General features: G+C 64.0%; 16 protein-coding genes and 1 tRNA gene. 6 read left to right on the top strand and 11 right to left on the bottom strand.

Annotated features, from left to right (window positions below):
* Positions 1-13 precede the first annotated feature (13 nt).
* The 5 genes from G5S42_RS19245 to G5S42_RS19225 all read right to left on the bottom strand — a co-directional run bounded on the left by G5S42_RS19245 (position 14) and on the right by G5S42_RS19225 (position 6,281).
* The gene (locus G5S42_RS19245) at positions 14-1,645 is read right to left on the bottom strand and encodes an ABC transporter ATP-binding protein (protein ID WP_176108253.1); all 1,632 of its coding nucleotides are present in this window, start codon (positions 1,643-1,645) and stop codon (positions 14-16) included.
* On the bottom strand, positions 1,642-2,748 hold the full coding sequence (locus G5S42_RS19240; protein WP_176108252.1) for an ABC transporter permease: 1,107 nt from the start codon (positions 2,746-2,748) through the stop codon (positions 1,642-1,644). The genes G5S42_RS19245 and G5S42_RS19240 overlap by 4 nt, the downstream gene beginning before the upstream one ends.
* Positions 2,748-3,785: a microcin C ABC transporter permease YejB gene (locus G5S42_RS19235; protein WP_176108251.1), complete on the bottom strand. Its 1,038-nt coding sequence runs from the start codon at positions 3,783-3,785 to the stop codon at positions 2,748-2,750. Before G5S42_RS19235 ends, G5S42_RS19240 begins: the two co-directional genes overlap by 1 nt.
* Positions 3,786-3,834: 49 nt before the next feature.
* Positions 3,835-5,751 carry an extracellular solute-binding protein gene (locus G5S42_RS19230; RefSeq protein ID WP_176108250.1) on the bottom strand — a complete coding sequence of 639 codons (1,917 nt, stop codon included), beginning with the start codon at positions 5,749-5,751 and terminating at the stop codon, positions 3,835-3,837.
* Positions 5,752-5,933: 182 nt separating this feature from the next.
* Positions 5,934-6,281, bottom strand: coding sequence for a hypothetical protein (locus G5S42_RS19225; RefSeq protein WP_176108249.1), 348 nt, complete (start codon positions 6,279-6,281; stop codon positions 5,934-5,936).
* 459 nt (positions 6,282-6,740) lie between these two features.
* On the opposite strand from G5S42_RS19225, the gene G5S42_RS19220 reads away from it, so the two are divergent.
* The 3 genes from G5S42_RS19220 to G5S42_RS19210 all read left to right on the top strand — a co-directional run bounded on the left by G5S42_RS19220 (position 6,741) and on the right by G5S42_RS19210 (position 11,764).
* The gene (locus G5S42_RS19220; RefSeq protein ID WP_176108248.1) at positions 6,741-8,027 is read left to right on the top strand and encodes an MFS transporter; all 1,287 of its coding nucleotides are present in this window, start codon (positions 6,741-6,743) and stop codon (positions 8,025-8,027) included.
* A 19-nt stretch (positions 8,028-8,046) separates the two neighbouring features.
* Entirely contained in the window at positions 8,047-10,482 is a 2,436-nt protein-coding gene (locus tag G5S42_RS19215; RefSeq protein WP_176108247.1) for a glycoside hydrolase family 31 protein, read from the top strand.
* 97 nt (positions 10,483-10,579) lie between these two features.
* On the top strand, positions 10,580-11,764 hold the full coding sequence (locus G5S42_RS19210) for a porin (RefSeq protein WP_176108246.1): 1,185 nt from the start codon (positions 10,580-10,582) through the stop codon (positions 11,762-11,764).
* A gap of 133 nt (positions 11,765-11,897) precedes the next feature.
* Here G5S42_RS19210 and G5S42_RS19205 read toward each other — a convergent pair.
* From G5S42_RS19205 to cysS, 6 genes are all read right to left on the bottom strand, one after another.
* Positions 11,898-11,991: transfer RNA gene (locus tag G5S42_RS19205), tRNA-Ser, on the bottom strand.
* A gap of 180 nt (positions 11,992-12,171) precedes the next feature.
* Entirely contained in the window at positions 12,172-13,422 is a 1,251-nt protein-coding gene (locus G5S42_RS19200) for an aspartate kinase (protein WP_018435472.1), read from the bottom strand.
* Between the two features lie 415 nt (positions 13,423-13,837).
* Positions 13,838-15,313: a tRNA lysidine(34) synthetase TilS gene (gene tilS, locus G5S42_RS19195; RefSeq protein WP_176108245.1), complete on the bottom strand. Its 1,476-nt coding sequence runs from the start codon at positions 15,311-15,313 to the stop codon at positions 13,838-13,840.
* Positions 15,314-15,366: 53 nt separating this feature from the next.
* Positions 15,367-16,338: an acetyl-CoA carboxylase carboxyltransferase subunit alpha gene (locus G5S42_RS19190; RefSeq protein ID WP_090800690.1), complete on the bottom strand. Its 972-nt coding sequence runs from the start codon at positions 16,336-16,338 to the stop codon at positions 15,367-15,369.
* Positions 16,339-16,466: 128 nt separating this feature from the next.
* A complete protein-coding gene (locus G5S42_RS19185) occupies positions 16,467-17,570 on the bottom strand; it encodes a DNA-3-methyladenine glycosylase family protein (protein ID WP_176108244.1) in 1,104 nt (367 codons plus the stop codon).
* A gap of 47 nt (positions 17,571-17,617) precedes the next feature.
* A complete protein-coding gene (gene cysS / locus G5S42_RS19180; protein WP_176108243.1) occupies positions 17,618-19,015 on the bottom strand; it encodes a cysteine--tRNA ligase in 1,398 nt (465 codons plus the stop codon).
* Between the two features lie 250 nt (positions 19,016-19,265).
* On the opposite strand from cysS, the gene G5S42_RS19175 reads away from it, so the two are divergent.
* The 3 genes from G5S42_RS19175 to G5S42_RS19165 all read left to right on the top strand — a co-directional run bounded on the left by G5S42_RS19175 (position 19,266) and on the right by G5S42_RS19165 (position 21,322).
* A complete protein-coding gene (locus G5S42_RS19175) occupies positions 19,266-20,057 on the top strand; it encodes a tetratricopeptide repeat protein (RefSeq protein WP_176108242.1) in 792 nt (263 codons plus the stop codon).
* 50 nt (positions 20,058-20,107) lie between these two features.
* The gene (locus G5S42_RS19170; protein ID WP_018435468.1) at positions 20,108-20,689 is read left to right on the top strand and encodes a peptidylprolyl isomerase; all 582 of its coding nucleotides are present in this window, start codon (positions 20,108-20,110) and stop codon (positions 20,687-20,689) included.
* A gap of 138 nt (positions 20,690-20,827) precedes the next feature.
* Entirely contained in the window at positions 20,828-21,322 is a 495-nt protein-coding gene (locus G5S42_RS19165) for a peptidylprolyl isomerase (RefSeq protein WP_013089755.1), read from the top strand.
* Positions 21,323-21,354 lie beyond the last annotated feature (32 nt).

Genomic DNA, 21,354 nt, shown 5'->3' with positions numbered 1-21,354 from the left:
AAACGGTGAAAAATCAACGATCAAGCGCCGCTTTCAGCAGCTTTCGCGTGTAAGGATGCGCGGGTGCCGCAAAAATTTTCTCGACTTCGCCGGTCTCGACGATCGATCCGTTTTGCATCACCACGACGCGGTGCGCCATCGCCCCGATCACCTCCAGATCGTGACTGATGAACACGAAGCCGAGGTTGTACTTATGCTGCAAACCGGTGAGCAGCTTGAGCACCTGCTGCTGAATCGAGACGTCGAGCGCGCTGGTCGGTTCGTCGAGGATCAGCACGCGCGGCTCGAGTACCAGCGCGCGCGCGATCGCGATGCGCTGCCGCTGCCCGCCCGAAAACTCATGCGGATAGCGATACAGCGCGGTACGGTCGATGCCGACTTCACGCAGCACCGCGAGCACCTTGTCGCGCCGCGCCTGCGGCGTCATCTGCGGCCGATGTAGCGCGAGCCCCTCGCCGACGATCCGCTCGATCGTCTGCCGCGGCGAAAGCGAACTAAAAGGGTCTTGAAAGACAACCTGCATATTCGAGCGCAGCGCGGTCTTTTCGGCGCCGCGATAGCTCGCGAGCGCCCTGCCCTGAAACTGGATCTCGCCGTGCGCGGTGCGCTGCAGACCGAGCAGCGCCATCGCGAGTGTCGACTTGCCCGACCCTGATTCGCCGACGATCCCGAGCGTCTCGCCCTGGCGTACCGACACGTTCGCCGCGTCGACCGCACGAAACCGCCCCGCGCCGAACCAGCCGCGCAGGCCCGGCAGCTTCGTTTTGAAGTCGACCGACACGTCGCGAGCTTCGAGCAGCACCGGCGAGATCGGCAGCACCGGCGCGACCTCGCGCTGCGGCCGGCTGGCGAGCAGCCGCTGGGTATAAGGATGGCGCGGCGCCTCGAAGACCTGCCCGACCGTGCCGGTTTCGACCAGCACGCCCCGCTCCATCACCGCGACGCGCTGCGCGAAGTGACGCACCAGGTTCAGGTCGTGCGTGATCAGCAGCACGGCCATGCCGCGCTTTTGCGCTTCGTCGCGCTGCAACTCCAGCAGCAGTTCGACGATCTGCGCGCGAATCGTCACGTCGAGCGCAGTGGTCGGCTCGTCGGCGAGCAACAGGCGCGGCCGGCAGGCGAGCGCCATCGCGATCATCGCGCGCTGCCGCTGGCCGCCCGATAGCTGATGCGGATAGCTGTTGACGCGCTTCTCCGGTTCGGTGATGCCGGTGCGCGCAAGCAACGCGACCGCGCGCCGGCACGCCTCGGCCACGCTGACGCCGTCATGCACGACGATCGTCTCGGCAATCTGGTCGCCGATCGTATACAGCGGATTGAGCGCGGTCATCGGCTCCTGGAAGATCATCGCGATGTCCGAGCCGCGCAGGCCGCGCATCGAGCGCTCGCTCTTCGCGAGCAGATCTTCACCATCGAAGCGGACCGCGCCGCTCACCTGCGCGTCGTTCAGCAGGCGCAGCACCGACAGCGCGGTCACGCTCTTGCCCGAACCCGACTCGCCGACGAGCGCGACGCGCTCGCCGCGCGCGATCGCGAGCGTGACGTCGTCGACGGCCACCGTGTCGCCGAACGCAACGCGCAGATGGTCGAGTTCGAGCAGCGGCATATCCGTCGATGGCGGATCGATTTGCGGCAGCGCGCTCATTGGCCACCTCCGGCGTGTATCGCATCGGAGATACGCGTGTCGAGCGCGTTGCGCAGCGCGTCGCCCATGAAGGTCAATAGCAACAGCATCGCCACCAGCACGCCGAAGGTCGACACTGAGATCCACCATGCGTCGAGATTCGCCTTGCCCTGAGCGAGCAATTCGCCCAAGCTCGGCGTCGGCGGCGGCACGCCGAGGCCGAGGAAGTCGAGACTCGTCAGCGCGAGAATCGCGCTGCTCATGCTGAACGGCAGGAACGTGATGACTGGCGTCAGACTGTTCGGCAACACGTGACGCCACATGATCTGCCAATGCGACAAGCCCATCGCGCGCGCGGCGCGCACATAGTCCTGCTGGCGATTGCGCAGGAATTCGGCGCGCACGTAATCGGACAGGCCGATCCAGTTGAACAGCGACAGCAGCACGATCAGCAGCGCGAAGCTGCGCTCGAAGATCGACGAAAAGATGATCAGCAGATAAAGCTGAGGCATCGCGTTCCAGACTTCGATCAAGCGCTGCCCGACGATGTCCGTTCGCCCTCCGAAGTAACCTTGCACCGCCCCCGCGACGATGCCGACTATCGTGCTGATCACGGTCAGCACGAGGCCGAACACGACCGACACGCCAAAGCCGTACAGCAGACGCGCGAACAGATCGCGGCCGCGGTCGTCGGTACCGAGCCAGTTTTCGCGCGACGGCGGCGCCGGGTTGGGCGCCTTCGAGAAGTAGTTGAGCGTGTCGTAGTAGTAATGATTCGGCGGATACAGCGCGAAGTTGCCCGGAGCGTCGAAGCGGTGACGGATGTACGGATCGAGGTAATCGGTCGGCGTCGGGAAGTCGCCACCGAAGGTGGTCTCGGCGTAGGTCTTCACGAGCGGAAAATACAGATGACCGTCATAGCGCACGACGACCGGCTTGTCGTTCGACCACAGCGGCCCCACGAGGCTCGCCGCGAACGCGACGACGAAGATGATCAGGCTCCAGTAGCCGAGACGCTGCTGGCGAAACCGCTGCCACACGCGACGCGCCGGCGACGGCGACATCAGTGCGCGCGCGGGTTCGGTGCGTGCCGCCGCATCGGCGGAAAGGCGGGCTCGATTCATCAGCGCTCCAGTTGTTCGAATTGGATGCGGGGATCGACCCACACGTAACACAGGTCGGAGATCAGTCGCGTGACGAGGCCGATCAGCGTGAACAGATACAGCGTGCCGAGCACGACCGGATAGTCGCGCCGCATCACCGATTCATACGACAGCAAGCCGAGCCCGTCGAGAGAGAACAGCGTTTCGATCAGCAGGCTGCCGGTGAAGAACGCGCCGATGAAAGCACCCGGGAAATTGACGATCAGCGGCAGCAGCGCATTACGAAACACGTGCTTCCACAACACGCGCCGCTCGGACAAACCCTTTGCGCGCGCGGTCAGCACGTACTGCTTGCGGATTTCGTCGAGGAACGCGTTTTTCGTCAGCATCGTGACGACCGCGAAGCTGCCCACCACCGACGCCGTGATCGGCAACGTGATATGCCACAGATAGTCGAGGATTTTGCCGATGAGGCTCAGCTGGCCCCAGTTGTCGGACGTGAGGTTGCGCAGCGGAAACAGCTGCAGGAAGGTGCCGCCGCCGAACAGCACGAGCAGCAGCACGCCCAGCACGAAGCCCGGAATCGCGTAGCCGACCAGCACGACGAGGCTCGTCGCGATATCGAAGTGCGAGCCGTTGCGCACCGCCTTCGCGATGCCGAGCGGCACCGATATCAGATAGGTCAGAAAGAACGTCCACAGGCCGATGCTGATCGACACCGGCAGCTTCGACACGATCAGCGACCACACGCTCTGATGCCGGAAATAGCTCTGGCCGAGATCGAAGGTCGCGAAGCGCTTGAGCATCAGCCCGTAGCGTTCGAGCGGCGGCTTGTCGAAGCCGTACAGCTGCTTGAGTTGCGCGATCTGCTGCGCATCGACGCCGCTATGCGAACGCAGCCCGAACGGCGAGGCGCCCTCCGCGCCCTTGCGCAACTCGTGCTGCATCTGCTCGACGGGACCGCCCGGCACGAACTGGATCACGACGAAGGTCAACGTCAGCACGCCGAGCAGCGTCGGGATCATCAGCAGCAGGCGTTTGAGGATGTAGCTCCACATAGGCGGTGTTCCAGTGCGAACGCGTTGGTGGGGGCGATGGGTCTGCGGATCAGTCGGCGCTGGCCGTGTGCGCATGCGCCTGCGGATCTTCGTACCACCACATCGTCGTGATCCAGCCCTCCGCGCCATAGTACAGCGGCAAAGTCTTCGGCCACGCGAGTCCGCGCTTGTACGCGACGCGATGCGTGCCGCTGTACCAGTGCGGCACCACATAGTAGCCATGCATCAGCAGACGGTCGAGCGCGTGCGCAGCGTCGGTCAGCTGCTCGCGCGTTTGCGCGTGTACGAGCGCGTTCAACACCGCGTCGACGGTCGGCGACTTCAGGCCGATCGCGTTGTCCGAGCCGGGGGTATCGGCGGCCTTGCTGCCGAAGCGGGTGATCTGCTCGGAGCCCGGCACCTGCACGTCGGGCATCCGAATCGTCGTCACGTCGAAGTCGAATGCGTCGAGCCGCTTCTGATAGACCGCGAAGTCGGTAGTGCGGAAGTTCACAGCAATGCCGAGCTTCTGCAGATTGCGCGTGAAAGTCGCGATGATCGGCTCCATCGACGAGGCCGAACCCGCGTCGTCGAGTATCTCGAACTGGAACGGCTCGCCCTCGGCGTTGCGCAGCGCGCCGTCGCGATAGGTCCAGCCGGCCTGCTGCAGCAGATCGCGTGCCTCTAGCAGATTCGCGCGCAGCGAGCCGGGCGGATCGGTATCGGCCTGCTTCGGCAGCGGCCCGAATACCGCCGGGTCGAGCTGGGCGCGAAACGGCTCGAGCAGCGCGAGCTCGCCGGGCGACGGCAGCCCCTTCGCCTGCCATTCGGTATTGGCGAAATAACTATCGATGCGCGTGTACTGGCTGAAAAACAGCTGGCGGTTCAGCCATTGAAAGTCGAGCGCGAGATCGAGCGCCTTGCGCACGCGCACGTCCTGGAACAGCGGCCGGCGCGTGTTCAGGAAAAAGCCCTGCATGCCGGTGCCGTTGTGCTGCGCAAACTCGCGCTTGATCAACTCGCCGCTGTCGAACCTCTTGCCGACGTCACGCCGCACCCAGTTGCGCGCGATGTATTCGACCAGCGCGTCGTACTCGCCCGCCTTGAACGCCTCCAGCCGCGCGGTGCTATCCGCATACAGCTTGTAGACGATGCGATCGAAGTTGTTCATGCCGACGCGCACCGGCAGATCGGCGCCCCAGTAGTTCGGGTCGCGCTTAAACGTGATCGTGCGGCCGTTGTCGAAGCTGTCGATCAGATACGGCCCGCTGCCGATCGGCTTTTCGAACGCAAGCTGATCGAACGGAATGCGGCTGCCGTCGGGCTTCAACCCCCACTTGCGCGAGAACACCGGCATGCTGCCCGCGAGCAGCGGCAACTCGCGATTGCGCTCGCGAAACTCGAAGCGCACCGTGGCCGGATCGACGACGACCGCGCCCTTGATCTCGCTGAAAAGCGATGCGAACTGCGGCGCGGCCTGCGGGCTCTTCAGCGTATCGAGCGAGAATTTGACGTCGTCGGCGGTCACGGGCTCGCCGTTCGAAAAGCGCGCGCGCGAATTGATGTGGAACGTGACCGACAGGCCGTCGGGCGCGACGACGATGTCGTCGGCGAGCAGCCCATAAGCCGACGCGACTTCGTCGCTGCTGCCGATCGTCAGGCTCTCGAACATCAATTCGAGGCCCGGCGCCGCATTGCCGCGCAGCGTGAACGGATTGAACTTGTCGAAGCTCGTGAGACGGCTCGGGTTCGCGAGCACCAGCGTGCCGCCTCTCGGCGCATCGGGATTGACGTAGTCGAAGTGTTTGAAGCCGGCTGGATATTTCGGCTCGCCGTACTGCGCGATCGCATGCGCGGCATGCGCATGCGGCGCGGCGAGCAGACTCGCGCACAGCAGCGCGACGGCGAACGCGGCGCGCAAGGGTCCGTGGAGCACGCTGTGTCGAAGTCCCTCAGGCGTTTGAACCCGTCGCGAGCCAGTTGTCATGGAGTCGTGCTGGTAAGTGGGCAGTGGCGATGTGGGGGATTCTACCCAATTAGCTTGCGCGATCCGGCGGGCGACTGCGACGAAACGCATCAGTTATCGATGTTTCAGCGCAGAAAACAAAAACCGCCCTCGCAGGGCGGTTCTGATGTCGCAGCAGCCAGTTAGCGCGCCGCGGTGCCGGCTCAGTGCCAGCCGCGATGCTGGTCGTAGTGACCGCGCCAATAGTCGCCGTGGCCCGGCGGATGGTGGCGATACCAGTCGTCGCGCGCCCAGTAGCGACTGCCATCCCAGTACCGGTCGCCATGCCAGCCGATCACGATCTGCGGACCGCCGTAGTACACGGGAGCCGGCTGATAGACGACGGGAGGCGGCGGAGGCGGCGGCGGTGCGTAGACCGGAGCCGGTGCGACGTAGACCGGCGCGGGAATGCCGATATTGACTCCGACGTTGAGCCCCGCGGCCATCGCGGCACCCGATGCAGCCAACGTGAACACCCCGAGCATAAGCGGAACAAGACGAACGGACTTCATTGATCACCTTTGTACGAACATGTTTGTTGGCGGAAATATAACGCAAGGCAGCAACACGGGTATTTCAACTTTGTAATAACTGATGCTGAAAATCGCCTGACCGGCTGCGGCGTAATGTCTGGTTACATCCGCCATACGGCGGTGAAAAAACGCTTCCGGCGGGGCCGGCGGCTAAGGTCTGGCAGACTTACCGCAAACGAACATTCCATGTTCGAAAGAACATTCACGCTCGCATTTCGGATCGCAGTCATCCGATCACCTCTCAAAAATTCTGACAAAGATTACCAAATTATCTCGAAAAATCAATGAAAAACACCGGGTGTGCTATGGTTTTCCCGAATATCTAACCGGGTTCCAAGTGGTAGGATGACTTTCATTGACGACCAATAAATGTTCGAATTCGCGCATTTCCGAGCGCCGCCTCGGAGGCAACCGCTCAATGCGCCACGGAGACTGATTTTGAAAACGATCAAGGGATTGCGCTGGTGGATCATCGCCCTCGTTTGCGTTGGGACGATCGTCAACTATCTGTCGCGCAACGCGCTCGGCGTGATGGCGCCCGAGCTGATGAAGCTGCTGCACATGAACACGCGGCAGTACTCGTACGTGGTCGGCGCGTTCCAGGTCGGCTATACGGTGATGCAGCCCGTCTGCGGCCTGATCATCGATCTGATCGGCCTGCGCCTCGGTTTCGCATTGTTCGCGTGCCTGTGGTCGCTGACCGGCGTGTTCCATAGCTTCGCGGGCAGCTGGTTTTCGCTCGCCGCGTTGCGCGGCTTCATGGGTCTGTCCGAAGCGGTCGCGATTCCGGCCGGCATGAAGGTCGTCGCCGAATGGTTTCCTGATCGCGAGAAATCCGTCGCGGTCGGCTATTTCAACGCGGGCACCTCCTTCGGCTCGCTGCTCGCGCCGCCCCTCGTCGTGTTCCTGTCGCTGCGCTACGGCTGGCAGAGCGCGTTTGCAGTGACCGGCGCGCTCGGCTTCTTCTGGGCCGCCGCATGGTTCGTGCTGTACCGCTCGCCCACCGAGCACAAGCGCGTGAGTGACGCCGAGCGCACGGCGATCGTCGAAGGCCAGGCACCGCCCGCGGCACGCCGCGCGAGCGTGCGTGAAGTACTGCGCACGCGCCGTTTCTGGGCGATCGCGCAGGCACGCTTTTTCGCCGAACCCGCGTGGCAAACGTTCAGCTTCTGGATTCCGCTCTATCTCGCCACGCAGCGTCATATGGATCTGAAGGAAATCGCGCTGTTCGCGTGGCTGCCGTTTCTCGCCGCGGACCTCGGCGGCCTGTTCGGCGGCTATCTGTCGCCGTTCCTGATGAAGCATTTTCGCGTGCCGCTGATCTGGTCGCGCATCTCGGGCGTGGTGCTCGGCGCGCTGATGATGCTCGGCCCGGCGTCGATCGGTCTCGTCGCGTCGCCGTACCAAGCGATCGCCCTTTTCTGCGTCGGCGGCTTCGCGCACCAGATGATCTCGGCGCTCGTCAACACGCTCGCCGCCGACGTCTTCGATCCCGGCGAGGTCGGCACCGTCGCCGGCTTCGCGGGCATGGCCGCGTGGATCGGCGGCCTCGGCTTCTCGCTGATGGTCGGCGCGCTCGCCGATTCGATCGGCTACACGCCGCTGTTCGGCGCGCTCGGCGCGTTCGACATCATCGGCGCGGCGCTGCTGATCATCCTGATGCGCGGCGTGCCGCGCCACGGCCGCGCGCGCCGCGCCGACCTGAGCGTCAACACCGCTGCCTGACCTCCCTCGAAGACTCGTCATGCGTTCACAGATCAATCTCAAACATCCGCCGCGCTTCGCACTCGCCTCCAACGCTGGCAACCCCGCGGCCAACCCGGTCGTGCTGAGCGCGCAGCCGAATTGCCGCATCGAGCTATTCGTGCTCGCCGAGGACATCATCCGCGTGCTCGTGCTGCCGGACGGCGAAACGCACGGTCCGCGCACGTGGGCGATCGCGCCCGGCGCGGACGACGTGCCGCTCGAAGGCCGCGAGCGCCGCGACCTGAGCGGCTTTACGCCGCCGCCGTTCACGGTGAACGAAGCAGCCGGCCACGTGGCGATCGAAACGGCGCGCGTACGCGTGAGCGTCGCGCTCGAAGGCGGCGCCTGCGCATGGGACATCCTGCACGAAGGCACGTGGCATCGCGTGATGAGCGATCGCAAGACCCAGGCGTACAACTTCGGCTGGTGGGACTCGCGCGTCTATCACTACGTCGAGCGGCGCCGCGACGAAATGTACGTGGGCCTCGGCGAGCGTGCCGGCTCGCTCGATCGCGCGCAGCAAAGCTACGAGATGCGCAACATCGACGCAATGGGCTACAGCGCACGCACCACGGACCCGCTATACAAACACATCCCGTTCTACGTGACGTGGCAGCCGCAGACGTCGACCGGCTTTGGCCTGTTCTACGACACGCTCGCCGATTGCCGCTTCGACATGGGCCGTGAGCTCGACAACTATCACGGTCACTATCGGCACTTCATCGCCGAGCATGGCGATCTCGACTACTACTTCATCGCGTCGCCCGGCTCGCCGCTCGACGCGGTGCGCCGCTTCACGTGGCTCACCGGACGTCCCGCGTGGATGCCGAAATGGGGCCTCGGCTACTCGGGCTCGACGATGAGCTACACCGACGCACCGGACGCACAACAGCAGATGGGCGAATTCATCGAGCGCTGCCGCGAGCACGACGTGCTGTGCGACTCGTTCCATCTGTCCTCGGGCTATACGTCGATCGGGCCGAAGCGCTATGTGTTCAACTGGAACCACGAGAAGTTTCCGGACATCGAAGGCTTCGTACAGAGCTATCTCGATCACGGCGTGCGTCTATGCGCGAACATCAAGCCGTGTCTGCTGCAGGATCACCCCGCGTTCGACGACGTCGCGCAGGCCGGCCTGTTGATCGAAGCGCCCGACGGCGAGCCCGCATGGGTGCAGTTCTGGGACGAAGTCGGCGCATATCTCGACTTCACGAATCCCGCGACGATCGACTGGTGGAAGGCGCGCGTGAAGGACGCGCTGCTCGAATATGGCATCGCGGCCACCTGGAACGACAACAACGAGTTCGAGATCTGGTCGCCGCATGCAATTGCGCGCGGCTTCGGCAAGCCGTATCCGGCACATCAGGCTAAGGTGCTGCAAACGCAGCTGATGATGCGCGCGTCGCACGACGCGCAGCGCGAGCATGCGCCGGATAAGCGTCCGTTCCTCGTATCGCGCTCGGGCGGCGTGGGCATGCATCGCTATGTACAGACGTGGTCGGGCGACAACTACACGTCGTGGGAAACGCTGCGCTTCAATCTGAAGATGGGCCTCGGGCTCGCAATGTCGGGCGTGTCGAATAGCGGCCATGACATCGGCGGCTTCTCGGGTCCGGCGCCGCAGCCGGAGCTGTTCGCGCGCTGGGTCGCGTTCGGCATTTTCCTGCCGCGCTTTTCGATTCACTCGTGGAACGACGACGGCACCGTCAACGAGCCGTGGATGCATCCGGAAGTCACTCGGCACGTGGCGGACCTGATCAAGCTGCGCTATCGGCTGATCCCTTACCTGTACGAGCTGCTGTGGCAATCGCATAGCGCATACGAACCGGTGCTGCGGCCGCTGTTCGCGGAGTTTCCGCGCGATCCGCGCTGCCTCGTCGACGGCGACGACATGATGCTCGGCTCGTCGATGCTGGTCGCGCCGGTGGTCGATCCGGGCCGGAGCACGCGCGACGTGTATCTGCCCGCCGGTTCGCGCTGGGTGTCGTACTGGAGCGGCGAAGCATTCGACGGCGGCCAGACCGTCACGCTGCCCGCGCCTATCGAGCGGCCGGTGTTCTTGCTGCGCGAAGGCAGCGTGATTCCGCTCAACATCGCCGAACAGCATTTCGGCCGCCCCGCCGACGAGCGCGCATTCCTCGCGGTGCCACATGCCGGCGCGGGCACCGCGCAAGGCGGCTCGATCGAGGACGACGGCGAGACCGAAGCCTGGCGCAATGGCGAGCAAGGCCGCTGGAACGTCACGCTGACGGGTGACGCAAACACGTTGCGCGTGACGCTCGAGCGTCCGCAATGGAAGCATCGCACGCAGCTCCGAGTGCGTGTGTTCGTGCCGATGCATGAGACACGCGCGATCGTCTGCACGAACGGCACGCTCGACGCCGACCACACCGCAAACGGCTGGCGCTGCCTGACGATTTCGCTGCCGCACTGACACACAAAAGCACCGACTCGCGCTACTAGGCACTGAACGACACACCGCACCGGCCTGAGGAATCAGGCCGTCCCTTCAGTCTGGAGACATCCCAATCATGAAAATCAGCCAGCGCGCGCGCACCCGCGCGTTCGTCCTCTGCTGCCTGCCGTTCGCGGGCGCCGCGTTATCGACCAGCGCGTCGGCGCAAAGCAGCGTCACGTTGTACGGCGTCATCGACAATGCGTTCGCCTATGCCAGCAACCAGAAGGGGCATTCGAACTTCTACATGAGCCAGGGCAATCTGCAGGCGAGCAAGTTTGGCTTCCTCGGCTCGGAAGATCTCGGCAGTGGCACGAAGGCGATCTTCCGGCTCGAGAGCGGTTTCAATTCGCTGACCGGCGCGCAAAGCACCGCGGGTTACCTGTTCAACCGCCAGGCCTACGTCGGCCTCGCGAACGACCGCTATGGCACAGTGACGCTCGGTCGCCAGTACACGCCCTACTTCCAGATGGTCGGCGCGCTCGGACCGACCGGCGTGCTGACCGGCGCGACCGGCGCGCACCCGGGCGATCTCGACGCCCTCGACACGACGCTGCGCTTCAACAATTCGGTTACCTATCTATCACCGACGATCGCGGGCCTGCAGGCAAGTGCGCAGTACGGTCTCGGTGGCGTGCCCGGCAGCGTCGCGAACGGCAGCCTGTTCAGCGCGGCACTGCGCTATGACTTCCAGCCGGTATCGCTCGCAGCCGGCTACGTGAAGCTGAAGGACATCGCGACGAGCGCGGCGCTCGGCAGCTTCGCGATCAACTCGCCGGTCAACAACGGTTATGCGAGCGCGCGCAGCGCGCAGCTGTTCGCCGCGGCGGGCCGCTACACGTGGCACGATCTGATGGTGGGCGTCAACTACTCGAATGTGCAGTACGCGCCGGGCCACGGCTCGCTGTTCTTCGACAAAGCCGTGTTCAACACGTACGGCGCGATCGCGACGTACCGGATCACACCGAGCGTGACCGTGGGCGGCGGCTATAGCTTCACGCAGGCAAGCCAGGCGAATGGCATCACCGACCCGGCGCACTATCATCAGATCTCGCTCGAACAGACCTATAGCCTGTCGACGCGCACCACGCTGTACGCGCTCGAGGCCTATCAGCATGCGGGCGGCAAGTCGCTGATCGCGTCGGGCAGCGGCGTGACCATCGCCGACGCGGTCGCGGTGGTCGGCGACTCGCAGAACACGACGCCGTCGTCGGGCCCGTCTCAGTTCGTCGGCATGGTGGGGTTGCGGCACGCGTTCTAAGCGACGCGGGTTCAGAGCGCCATGCAGTGATCAGGATGCCTGCATAACTGGCAGCGAGAGGAAACGAAACAGCGGTCGCCGAAAAACAAAAACCCCGCAGAGCCTAGACTCTGCGGGGTTTCACCACCATTGCTGGCGGAGACGGAGGGATTCGAACCCTCGATCCAGGTTTTGGCCCAGATGCTCCCTTAGCAGGGGAGTGCCTTCGACCTCTCGGCCACGTCTCCCAAACTTTCTGTCGCACAGGGAGTCAGTGCGACGAAGCCAAGATAATAGCGGGCCGGGCCGATAAGGTCAATGTCTCGCGAACATTTTTTGTGCCAACGAGGTGTCTCGCGACGCAAATCGTTCACATGAACGCCCCAAAACAAACGGGGCGCTCTAGAGCGCCCCGTTTTTCACACGATTTATGCCTGATCGAGTTCGAAGGCCTTATGCAGCGCGCGCACTGCGAGCTCCATGTACTTTTCGTCGATCAATACCGAAATCTTGATTTCGGAAGTCGAGATCATCTGAATGTTGATGCCCTCTTCCGACAGCGTGCGGAACATCTTGCTCGCGATGCCGACGTGCGAGCGCATCCCAACGCCGACCACCGACACCTTCGACACCTTCGGGTCGCCCAGCACCTGCTCGGCCTGCACGTGCGCCTTGACCGTGCCGGTGAGGATCTCCATTGCGCGCGCATAGTCGCCGCGGCCAACCGTGAACGTGAACGCTGTCTTGCCCTCGACGCTCTGGTTCTGAATGATCATGTCGACGTCGATATTCGCGTCCGCCACCGGGCCGAGAATCTGATACGCGATGCCCGGCTTGTCGGGCACGCCCATCACGGCGATACGAGCTTCGTCGCGCTGGAACGCGATGCCCGAGATGACTGCTTTTTCCATGGTCTCGTCTTCTTCAAAAGTAATCAGGGTGCCCGACTTCATTTCGTCGTCGAGCGGCATCAGCGGATCGGTCAGGCTCGACAGCACGCGCGTCTTCACCTGATATTTGCCGGCGAATTCCACCGAGCGGATCTGCAGCACCTTCGAACCCAGGCTGGCCATTTCCAGCATTTCTTCGAACGTCACGCGGTCGAGCCGGCGCGCTTCTTCAACGACGCGCGGGTCCGTCGTGTACACCCCGTCGACGTCCGTGTAGATCAGGCACTCGTCGGCCTTCAGCGCGGCCGCGACCGCGACCGCCGAGGTGTCCGAGCCGCCGCGGCCGAGCGTCGTGATGTGGCCATCGGGGTCGATACCCTGGAAACCGGTGATCACGACCACCCTACCGGCCGCGAGGTCTTGCTTGACGCGCTCGCCGTCGATGTCGCTGATGCGCGCTTTCGTGAACGCGCTATCGGTTTTGACCGGTACCTGCCAGCCTGCATAGCTGACCGCTTCGACGCCGGCTTCCTGCAGCGCGATCGCGAGCAGACCCGAGCTGACCTGCTCGCCGGTGGCGGCGATCATGTCGAGTTCACGCGGGCTCGGTTGAGTCGTGATTTCTTTCGCGAGGCCAAGCAGGCGATTGGTTTCGCCGGACATCGCCGAGGGCACGACGACCATCTGGTGGCCGGCCTTGTGCCATTTCGCGACGCGCTTGGCGACGTTCTTGATGCGCTCGACCGAGCCCATCGAGGTGCCGCCGTATTTGTGTACGATGAGTGCCATTGTCGTTCTGAACTGGAAGATAAACCGCGCTGGCGCGCTGGAGACGACCGCACAGAAAGCACAGGGGCGCAACGTCTCGTGAACGGCGGCAAAGTGTGTGGCGGCGTAGATGCAGCACGCGTGCAGCACGCGCGGATTTGCCCGGGATGAAATCGCAAATGGCTGATCGGATTTGAACGGCGACGACGGATCACGCACGCCTGCCGGCACTAACGACCGATGGCGACAAAAGCGACGGCGAAATCGGGTCGGGCAAACAAGCTAAAGTACCTGATTAGGCACAAAAAGACAAGACGCACAGAGCGTTCAAATGCGTCAAATCAGGCCCGCAATGGCCTGTTTTATCGTTGATTTGCACCCTATTTCACTATTACGACATGCGCCCGCGCGGCATGCGCGACTGCCCGACCGGCACTCAGGCGATCAGCAGATCTTCTCGCCAGGCGATTTTCACGCGCGTTTCGCGCTCGGATGCGTCGCGCACCGTCCGACGATTCACGCCGATCAGCGGCACGAACAGCAGTTCATCGCCGACGTAAAGCAATGGCACGTCGCGCTTCCATGCGGGAATGCCGCGCTCCTGAAACAGGTTCTTCAGCGTGCGGCTCGACGTGTTCGACGCACCGACGCGCATGCGCTCGCCGCCGCGGCGCGCCCGCACGCTTAGAGAAGCACGTTGCAGGACGCTGACGGGAACGGTATCCAATGCTTCGTCGCGTGGCGCTTCGTGCAATGCGTCGGCGACGTCGGAGGCAGCGGCGGCTGCATCCACCACCGCGAACACGAACGTGCCGCGCCATTGCGGCAGATGCCAGACCTCTTGCCCCTGCCACGCGAGTTCGCTGATCTCACGCTCGGCGAGCGCGGTTTCGTCGGCGGGCTCGCTGCTGTCGCCGGCCTCCCAGTAGACGAGGCCGCGATAACTGCGCAACGCATGCCCCGCATGATCGATACGCAGACGATGTCCGTCCTGTCCCGCACCGACTTCGCGCAACTGCCGCAGCGCATCCGCGACACGTGCGCTCGATGCCGCGACGAAGCCGAGCGTGCGCATCCAGTAGCGCAGCAGATTCAGCGCGCGATCGTCGTCGAGAGCGAGCAGCGCGTCGTGCGCGAGCGCGCGTCCTTCATCGCGCGCCGCGCTCTTCATGTCCGCGCGCGCGAGCGTATCGAGCAAGCGCTGCGCGGATGCTGCATGCGCGGCCGTGCGCGCGAGCGCATCGCGAAAGCCCGGAAAGTGCACCGCGAGCACCGGCATCACCTGATGACGCAATGCGTTGCGCGCGTAACGCGTGTCCGTGTTCGATTCGTCGTCGATCCAGCGAAGCTTGCGCGCGCTCGCATAATGTTCGAGTTGCGCGCGCAGCAAATGCAAAAGCGGCCGCATACGTGTCGTCGACGCACCCGTCGGCAGCGAGCCGGGCGCCATCGCCGCGAGCCCCGCGAGACCCGCGCCGCGCAGCAGTTGTAGCAGCACGGTCTCGGCCTGATCGTCCGCATGCTGCGCGAGCCATAGCGTGCTGATTCCGCGCGTTGCGCACATCGCGTCGAGCGCGCGATAACGCGCGTCGCGTGCCGCAGCCTCGATGCTCACGCCCGGCGCGCGCGAAACGTCCGCGCGTCGCGCGTCGAATTCCACGCCACGTTCGCGCGCGAATGCCTCGCAATGTGCGAGCCACGCATCGGCATTTGGACTCAATCCGTGATGCACATGCAGCGCGACACAACGCGATGCGCCGGCGACGCGCACCGCCGCATCGAGCAGCACGCTCGAATCGACGCCGCCGCTGAATGCGAGCGCAATCCGCGCGTTCGGATCGAGCCCGGACAGCGCCGCGCCGAGCGCCTCGATCACGAGGCGCTCGGCGGATGAGTCGGCGGTGGTGGTCACGTCGTTAGCGCGGCAAGCGCCGGTGGACGATGAAGACAGGTCAACGCGCGGGCTTATGCGCCCGGCGTCGTTTCCTTGAATTTGCCGTACGCCATCAGCCGTTCGAAACGGCGTTCGCGCAGGTCGTTGGTGCTCATGCCCTGGAACTGGCGCAGCGAATCGGCGAGCGCGCGGCGCAGCATCGCGGCCATGCCCTTCGGATCGCGGTGCGCACCACCGAGCGGCTCGTTGACGATCTTGTCGATCAAACCGAGCGCCTTCAGACGATGCGCGGTCAAGCCGAGCGCTTCCGCTGCTTCCGGCGCCTTCGCGGCACTCTTCCACAGAATCGACGCGCAACCCTCCGGCGAAATCACCGAGTAGGTCGAGAACTGCAGCATCAGCACGCTATCGCCCACTGCGATCGCGAGCGCGCCGCCCGAGCCGCCCTCGCCGATGATCGTCGCGATCAGCGGCGTCTTCAGCTCGGCCATCACGTACAGATTGCGGCCGATCGCTTCGGACTGGCCGCGCTCTTCCGCGCCGATGCCGGGGTACGCGCCCGGCGTGTCGATGAACGTGAAGATCGGCAGGCCAAACTTCTCGGCGAGGCGCATCAGACGCTCGGCCTTACGATAGCCTTCCGGACGCGGCATGCCGAAGTTGCGCAGCGCGCGCTCCTTGGTGTCGCGGCCCTTCTGATGACCGATCACCATGCACGCCTGGCCGTTGAACCGCGCGAGACCGCCGACGATCGACAGATCGTCCGCGAAATTGCGGTCGCCATGCAGTTCATGGAAGTCGGTGAACAGCTCGCTCACGTAGTCGAACGTGTACGGACGCTGCGGATGACGGGCGATTTGCGAAACCTGCCACGGTGTGAGGTTCGCATACAGATCTTTGGTGAGCTGCTGGCTCTTCTTGGACAGCCGCTCGATCTCTTCCGAAATATCGACGGCCGAGTCGTCCTGCACGAAGCGCAATTCTTCGATCTTCGCTTCGAGTTCAGCGATCGGCTGTTCGAAATCCAGAAACGTGGTCTTCATTGGTTGTAATCCTTGGACTTACCGGGCAGCGCGTATTCTAACCGCGCGAGCCGATGTCAAAACCATTTCTCAACTATCGACATGATATACACGATAGTCTTTGAAACGGCTTCGCCTCCTGTTCTTCTTCAGTAGTCGACCGGCAACGGATCGAGACTACGCCACATGTACCAGGTCGCCACGGTGCGCCACGGCTCCCAGTTCGCGGCAACTTCGCGCGCTTCACTGCGCGTGACGGGTTCGCCGCTGAAATAGTTGACGCTGATCGCGCGGATCAGGCCGAGGTCGTCGAGCGGCAGCACGTCGGGACGCGACAGGTTGAAGATCAGGAACATCTCCGCGGTCCAGCGGCCGATGCCGCGAATCTGCGTGAGTTCGGCGATCACCGACTCGTCGTCCATCGACGTCCATTTGCCGACGTGCAATGCGCCCGACACGAAATGCCGCGCGAGATCGAGCACGTACTCGGCCTTGCGTTTCGACAGACCGCACGCGGTCAGCTTCTCGAGACCGAGCTTGATGAACTGCTGCGGCACGAGCTTCGGACACGCGGCTTCGACCTTCGCCCACACCGCCTGCGCCGACGCGACCGAAATCTGCTGGCCGACCACCGAGCGCGCAAGCGTGACGAACGGATCGCCACGACTCAGAAGATGCACAGGACCGAACTTCGGAATCAGCTTTTTCAGAATGCGATCGCGCTTGACGAGGTCCGCACACGCCTTATCCCAATACGCGGGACGCGTGACTTCAGGCGCGAGGCCGCCGATCTGCACCGGCACCGCGACTTCGTTCGCGAGCGATGCGACACCGGCCGCTTCGCCGCCGGCGCTGACCGTGCTCGCCGAGGTGGCCGACACACGTGTCTTGCGCACGACTTCGCCTGCGTTCGTATCGCGTGCGAGTTCCTGCACGTCGCCGGCGAGCTCGGCCGGCACCGCGCCATTGCCCTTCGCCCGCGACGCCGTTTTCGCGCGCTTCGCAACCGGCGCGTGCGCGGCTTCAGCGCCCGCGCCGCACGCGCCATTGAGCGAGCGTTTGGCCGCGCTCTTCTTTGCCGCGGCCGAGCCGGCTTTCGCCGCCCCGCCCGCTATCGATGACGCTTTGTCTACCGCGCCATCGCCCGCGCGAGTCGACGCACGCGTCGACTTGGCTGCGGCAGCCGATGGTGCGGCTGCCGCACTGGTTTGAGACGCCGCGCGTTTAGCCGGCGTCTTCGTGGCCGTTGCCATCCTGCCTCCTGCCTGGCGAGTCGTTCAGAGGGAAGTACGAGGTGCGCTCACACGCGCCGCCACTCGGTCAACCCGCCGGGTTTGTCTTCGAGGGCAACGCCGGCCTCGAGCAATTCAGCTCGGATCCGGTCTGCTGCCGCATAGTCTTTTGCCTGCTTGGCGGCGATGCGCGCGGCGATCTTCGCTTCGATCGCGGCGGGCTCGAGCGCGCCTTCGGCTGCAGCACCCGCTGCCTGCTGCAGGTATGCACGCGGTTCGCGTCCGAGCAACCCGAGCACCGCGCCAAGCGCGCGCAATTGACGGGCCAGCGCGGGCTCGCGCGTGCGATTCACTTCAGTGGCCAGTTCGAACAGCACCGACACGGCCACCGGCGTGTTGAAGTCGTCGTTCATCGCTGCCTGGAAACGCTGCGCGTACGCTTCGTTCCAGTCGAGCGCGGCACTATCGGGTGACACGTCTTTCAACGCCGTGTACAAACGCGCGAGTGCATTGCGCGCGTCGTCGATATGCACGTCGCTGTAGTTCAGCGGCGAGCGGTAGTGCGCGCGCGCGATGAAGAAACGCACCACCTCTGCATCGTACTGCGCGAGCACTTCGCGAATCGTAAAAAAATTGTTCAACGACTTCGACATCTTCTCATTGTCGATCTGTACGTAGCCGTTGTGCATCCAATAATTGACGAATGTTTGTCCGGTCGCGGCCTCGCTTTGCGCGATCTCGTTTTCGTGGTGCGGAAACTGCAGATCCTGGCCGCCACCGTGAATGTCGAACTGTTCGCCGAGCAGCGTGCAGCCCATCGCCGAGCACTCGATGTGCCAGCCGGGACGACCGCGCCCGTACTTCGAATCCCAGCCGGTGTCGGCCGGTTCATCGGGCTTCGCCTGCTTCCACAGCACGAAGTCGAGCGGGTCCTGTTTCGCGTCGTTGGCCGCGACGCGTTCGCCCGCACGCAGGTCTTCGAGCGACTTGCCCGACAGCTTGCCGTAGCCTGCGAATTTGCGTACCGCGTAGTTGACGTCCCCGTCGCTCGCCTGATAGGCGTAGCCGTTTTTCTCGAGCGCCTCGATCATGCCGAGCATCTGCGGAATGAAGTCGGTCGCGCGCGGCTCGATGTCCGGACGCTCGATGCCGAGCGCGTCCGCGTCTTCATGCAGCGCGGCGATGAAGCGATCAGTCAGCGATTTGATGGTTTCACCGTTCTCGACTGCACGCTTGATGATCTTGTCGTCGATATCGGTAATGTTGCGCACGTAGGTCACGTTGTACCCAAGCGCGCGCAACCAGCGCTGCACGATGTCGAACACGACCATCACCCGCGCATGACCGACGTGACAATAGTCGTACACGGTCATCCCGCAGACGTACATCCGCACGACACCTTCGCGCAGCGGCACGAAAGTCTGTTTGTCACGCGCGAGCGTGTTGTAGATGCGCAGAGATTCCATAGAGAGCGGTGCGTGGGCCGAAAGAAGTCCGCATTGTGCTTCATGCGCGCCGCGACCCGCGAAACCAACAGGACAACGGGTGCGTCGCATACAGCTTAAACCGGCGCACCTCGTGCGGCGATCAGGCTGCAGACGATACTGCGAACCGGGCGGAGACGGCCACGAGTGGCGAAAAGACAGTCGGCGGTTCGACGGAACGCGCAGACCTTTTGTTAGAATGGCTCGGAGTATAACATCCTGACCTGAGCCTATGAAACACTCCAGCGGCCGCGCGCGCAGCGCTGCGACCCTCGCCGCGACTGCGTTTGGCGACGTTGTTGGTGGCGTTACTTTCGAAGCGGCGCGCGCCCTCGCGTGGCGTATCACCGTCGTTGCCGCGCTAGCCGCGGTGCCGGCTGCGAGCGCTTTTGCGCAGAAGGCGGCGGTGATGCCGCAAGGTCCCGCCGTGCGCGACAACACGCCGGAAATCGACGCGTCGATCGCGCAGAAAAACTGGCAAGCCGCGCTGACCCAACTCGATGCGCGCGTCGCCGCAAACCCGCGCGACGCACAAGCTAAATTCAAACGCGCAAACGTGCTCGTGCATCTGAATCGCGACGACGAAGCGATCACCGCGTTCACCGAACTCACGCAGTTGTATCCCGAGTTGCCCGAGCCGTACAACAACCTCGCCACGCTCTTCGCAAGACAAGGCCGCCTGACCGAAGCGCGCGCCGCGCTCGAAATGGCCACCCAGGTCAATCCGAACTACGGGCTCGCGTTCGAGAACCTCGGCGACCTCTATCTGCGCCTCGCCGATGCCGCGTACCGTCGCGCGGAAAGCCTCGGCAAGGCTGGCCCGAGGACCGCCCAGCGTCTCGCGGACATCCAGAAGGTCGTGTCGCCGGCGGCGCCCGCTGCCGCGGCGTCGCAGCCCGCCGCCGAACAGACGACCGGGCCCGCCGCGCACCCCACGTCGAACATCACGGACAGCCCGAGCTTCCAGTTCGGCGGCCCGAACGGCTCGCTCGCCATGCCGCCGTACATGGCGCCGTCGCGCTGAGCGCCGGGCTCGTTGCTTGCCGCACGTTTTCTCCAACCCCGAGGATTTTCATGAAATGGTTGATGTTGGCGCTCGGCAGCGCCGCCCTGATCGCAAACGCACCCGCCTTTGCACAGTCCGGTTCGCAGGCCGCTCATCCTTCCGTGCTGTTGAAGACGTCGGAGGGTGACATCCGCGTCGAGCTGTATCCCGAGAAGGCGCCAAAGACGGTCGCGAATTTCCTCGACTACGTGAAGGCCGGCCAATATAGCGGCACGATCTTTCATCGCGTGATTCCGGGCTTCATGATTCAGGGCGGCGGCTATACGCAGAGCTTCGCCGAGAAGCCGACGCGCGCGCCGATCCCGCTCGAGAGCCGCAACGGTCTGAAGAACACCGCGGGCACGATCGCGATGGCACGCACCAGCGACCCGAATTCCGCCACCGCGCAGTTCTTCATCAACACGGTGGACAATGCCAATCTCGACTACCCGAATCCGGACGGCAACGGCTACGCGGTGTTCGGCAAGGTCACGAGCGGCATGGACGTCGTGAAGCGCATCGAAGCCACGCCCACCACCACGCGCGGCCCGATGAGCGATGTACCGCAGAAACCGGTCGTGATCCAGTCGGCGACGGTGGTGAGCAAGTAACGACGAACCAGCGGGCGCACGAGCAAGCGAATCCGCGCGGCCGAAGCCCGGCCCCAACCAACGCCCCGGCGCGGCCTGTCGTCAGCGCATGACGACGCGACGCGCCTTTTACCCACCTGTTCATCAAAGGATTCCATCATGGTTGAACTGCATACGAACCACGGCGTCATCAAACTCGAGCTGAACGCCGAAAAGGCGCCGAAGTCGGTCGAGAACTTCCTGAACTACGTGAAGGCCGGCCACTACGACAACACGGTGTTTCACCGCGTGATCGACGGCTTCATGATCCAGGGCGGCGGCTTCGAACCCGGCATGAAGCAGAAGCCGACGGCCGAGCCGATCACCAACGAGGCAAACAACGGTCTGAAGAACGAGAACGGCTCGATCGCGATGGCGCGTACCAACGACCCGCATTCGGCGACCGCGCAATTCTTCATCAACGTGAACGACAACGACTTCCTGAACCACTCGTCGCCGACGCCGCAAGGCTGGGGCTACGCGGTGTTCGGCAAGGTCGTCGAAGGCATGGACGTGGTCGAGAAGATCAAGAAGGTCAAGACCGGCTCGAAGGGCTTCCATCAGGACGTGCCGGTCGATGACGTCGTGATCGAAAAGGCTGTCGTCGTCGGCTAAGCCGTGAGTGAGTCGCGCCCCATGCGGGCGTC

It is taken from the genome of Paraburkholderia youngii (assembly GCF_013366925.1).
In the GTDB taxonomy this organism is placed as follows: Bacteria; Pseudomonadota; Gammaproteobacteria; order Burkholderiales; family Burkholderiaceae; genus Paraburkholderia; species Paraburkholderia youngii.
The sequence above is the reverse complement of the archived record's forward strand: the minus strand, read 5'-3'. Positions and strand labels throughout refer to the sequence as shown.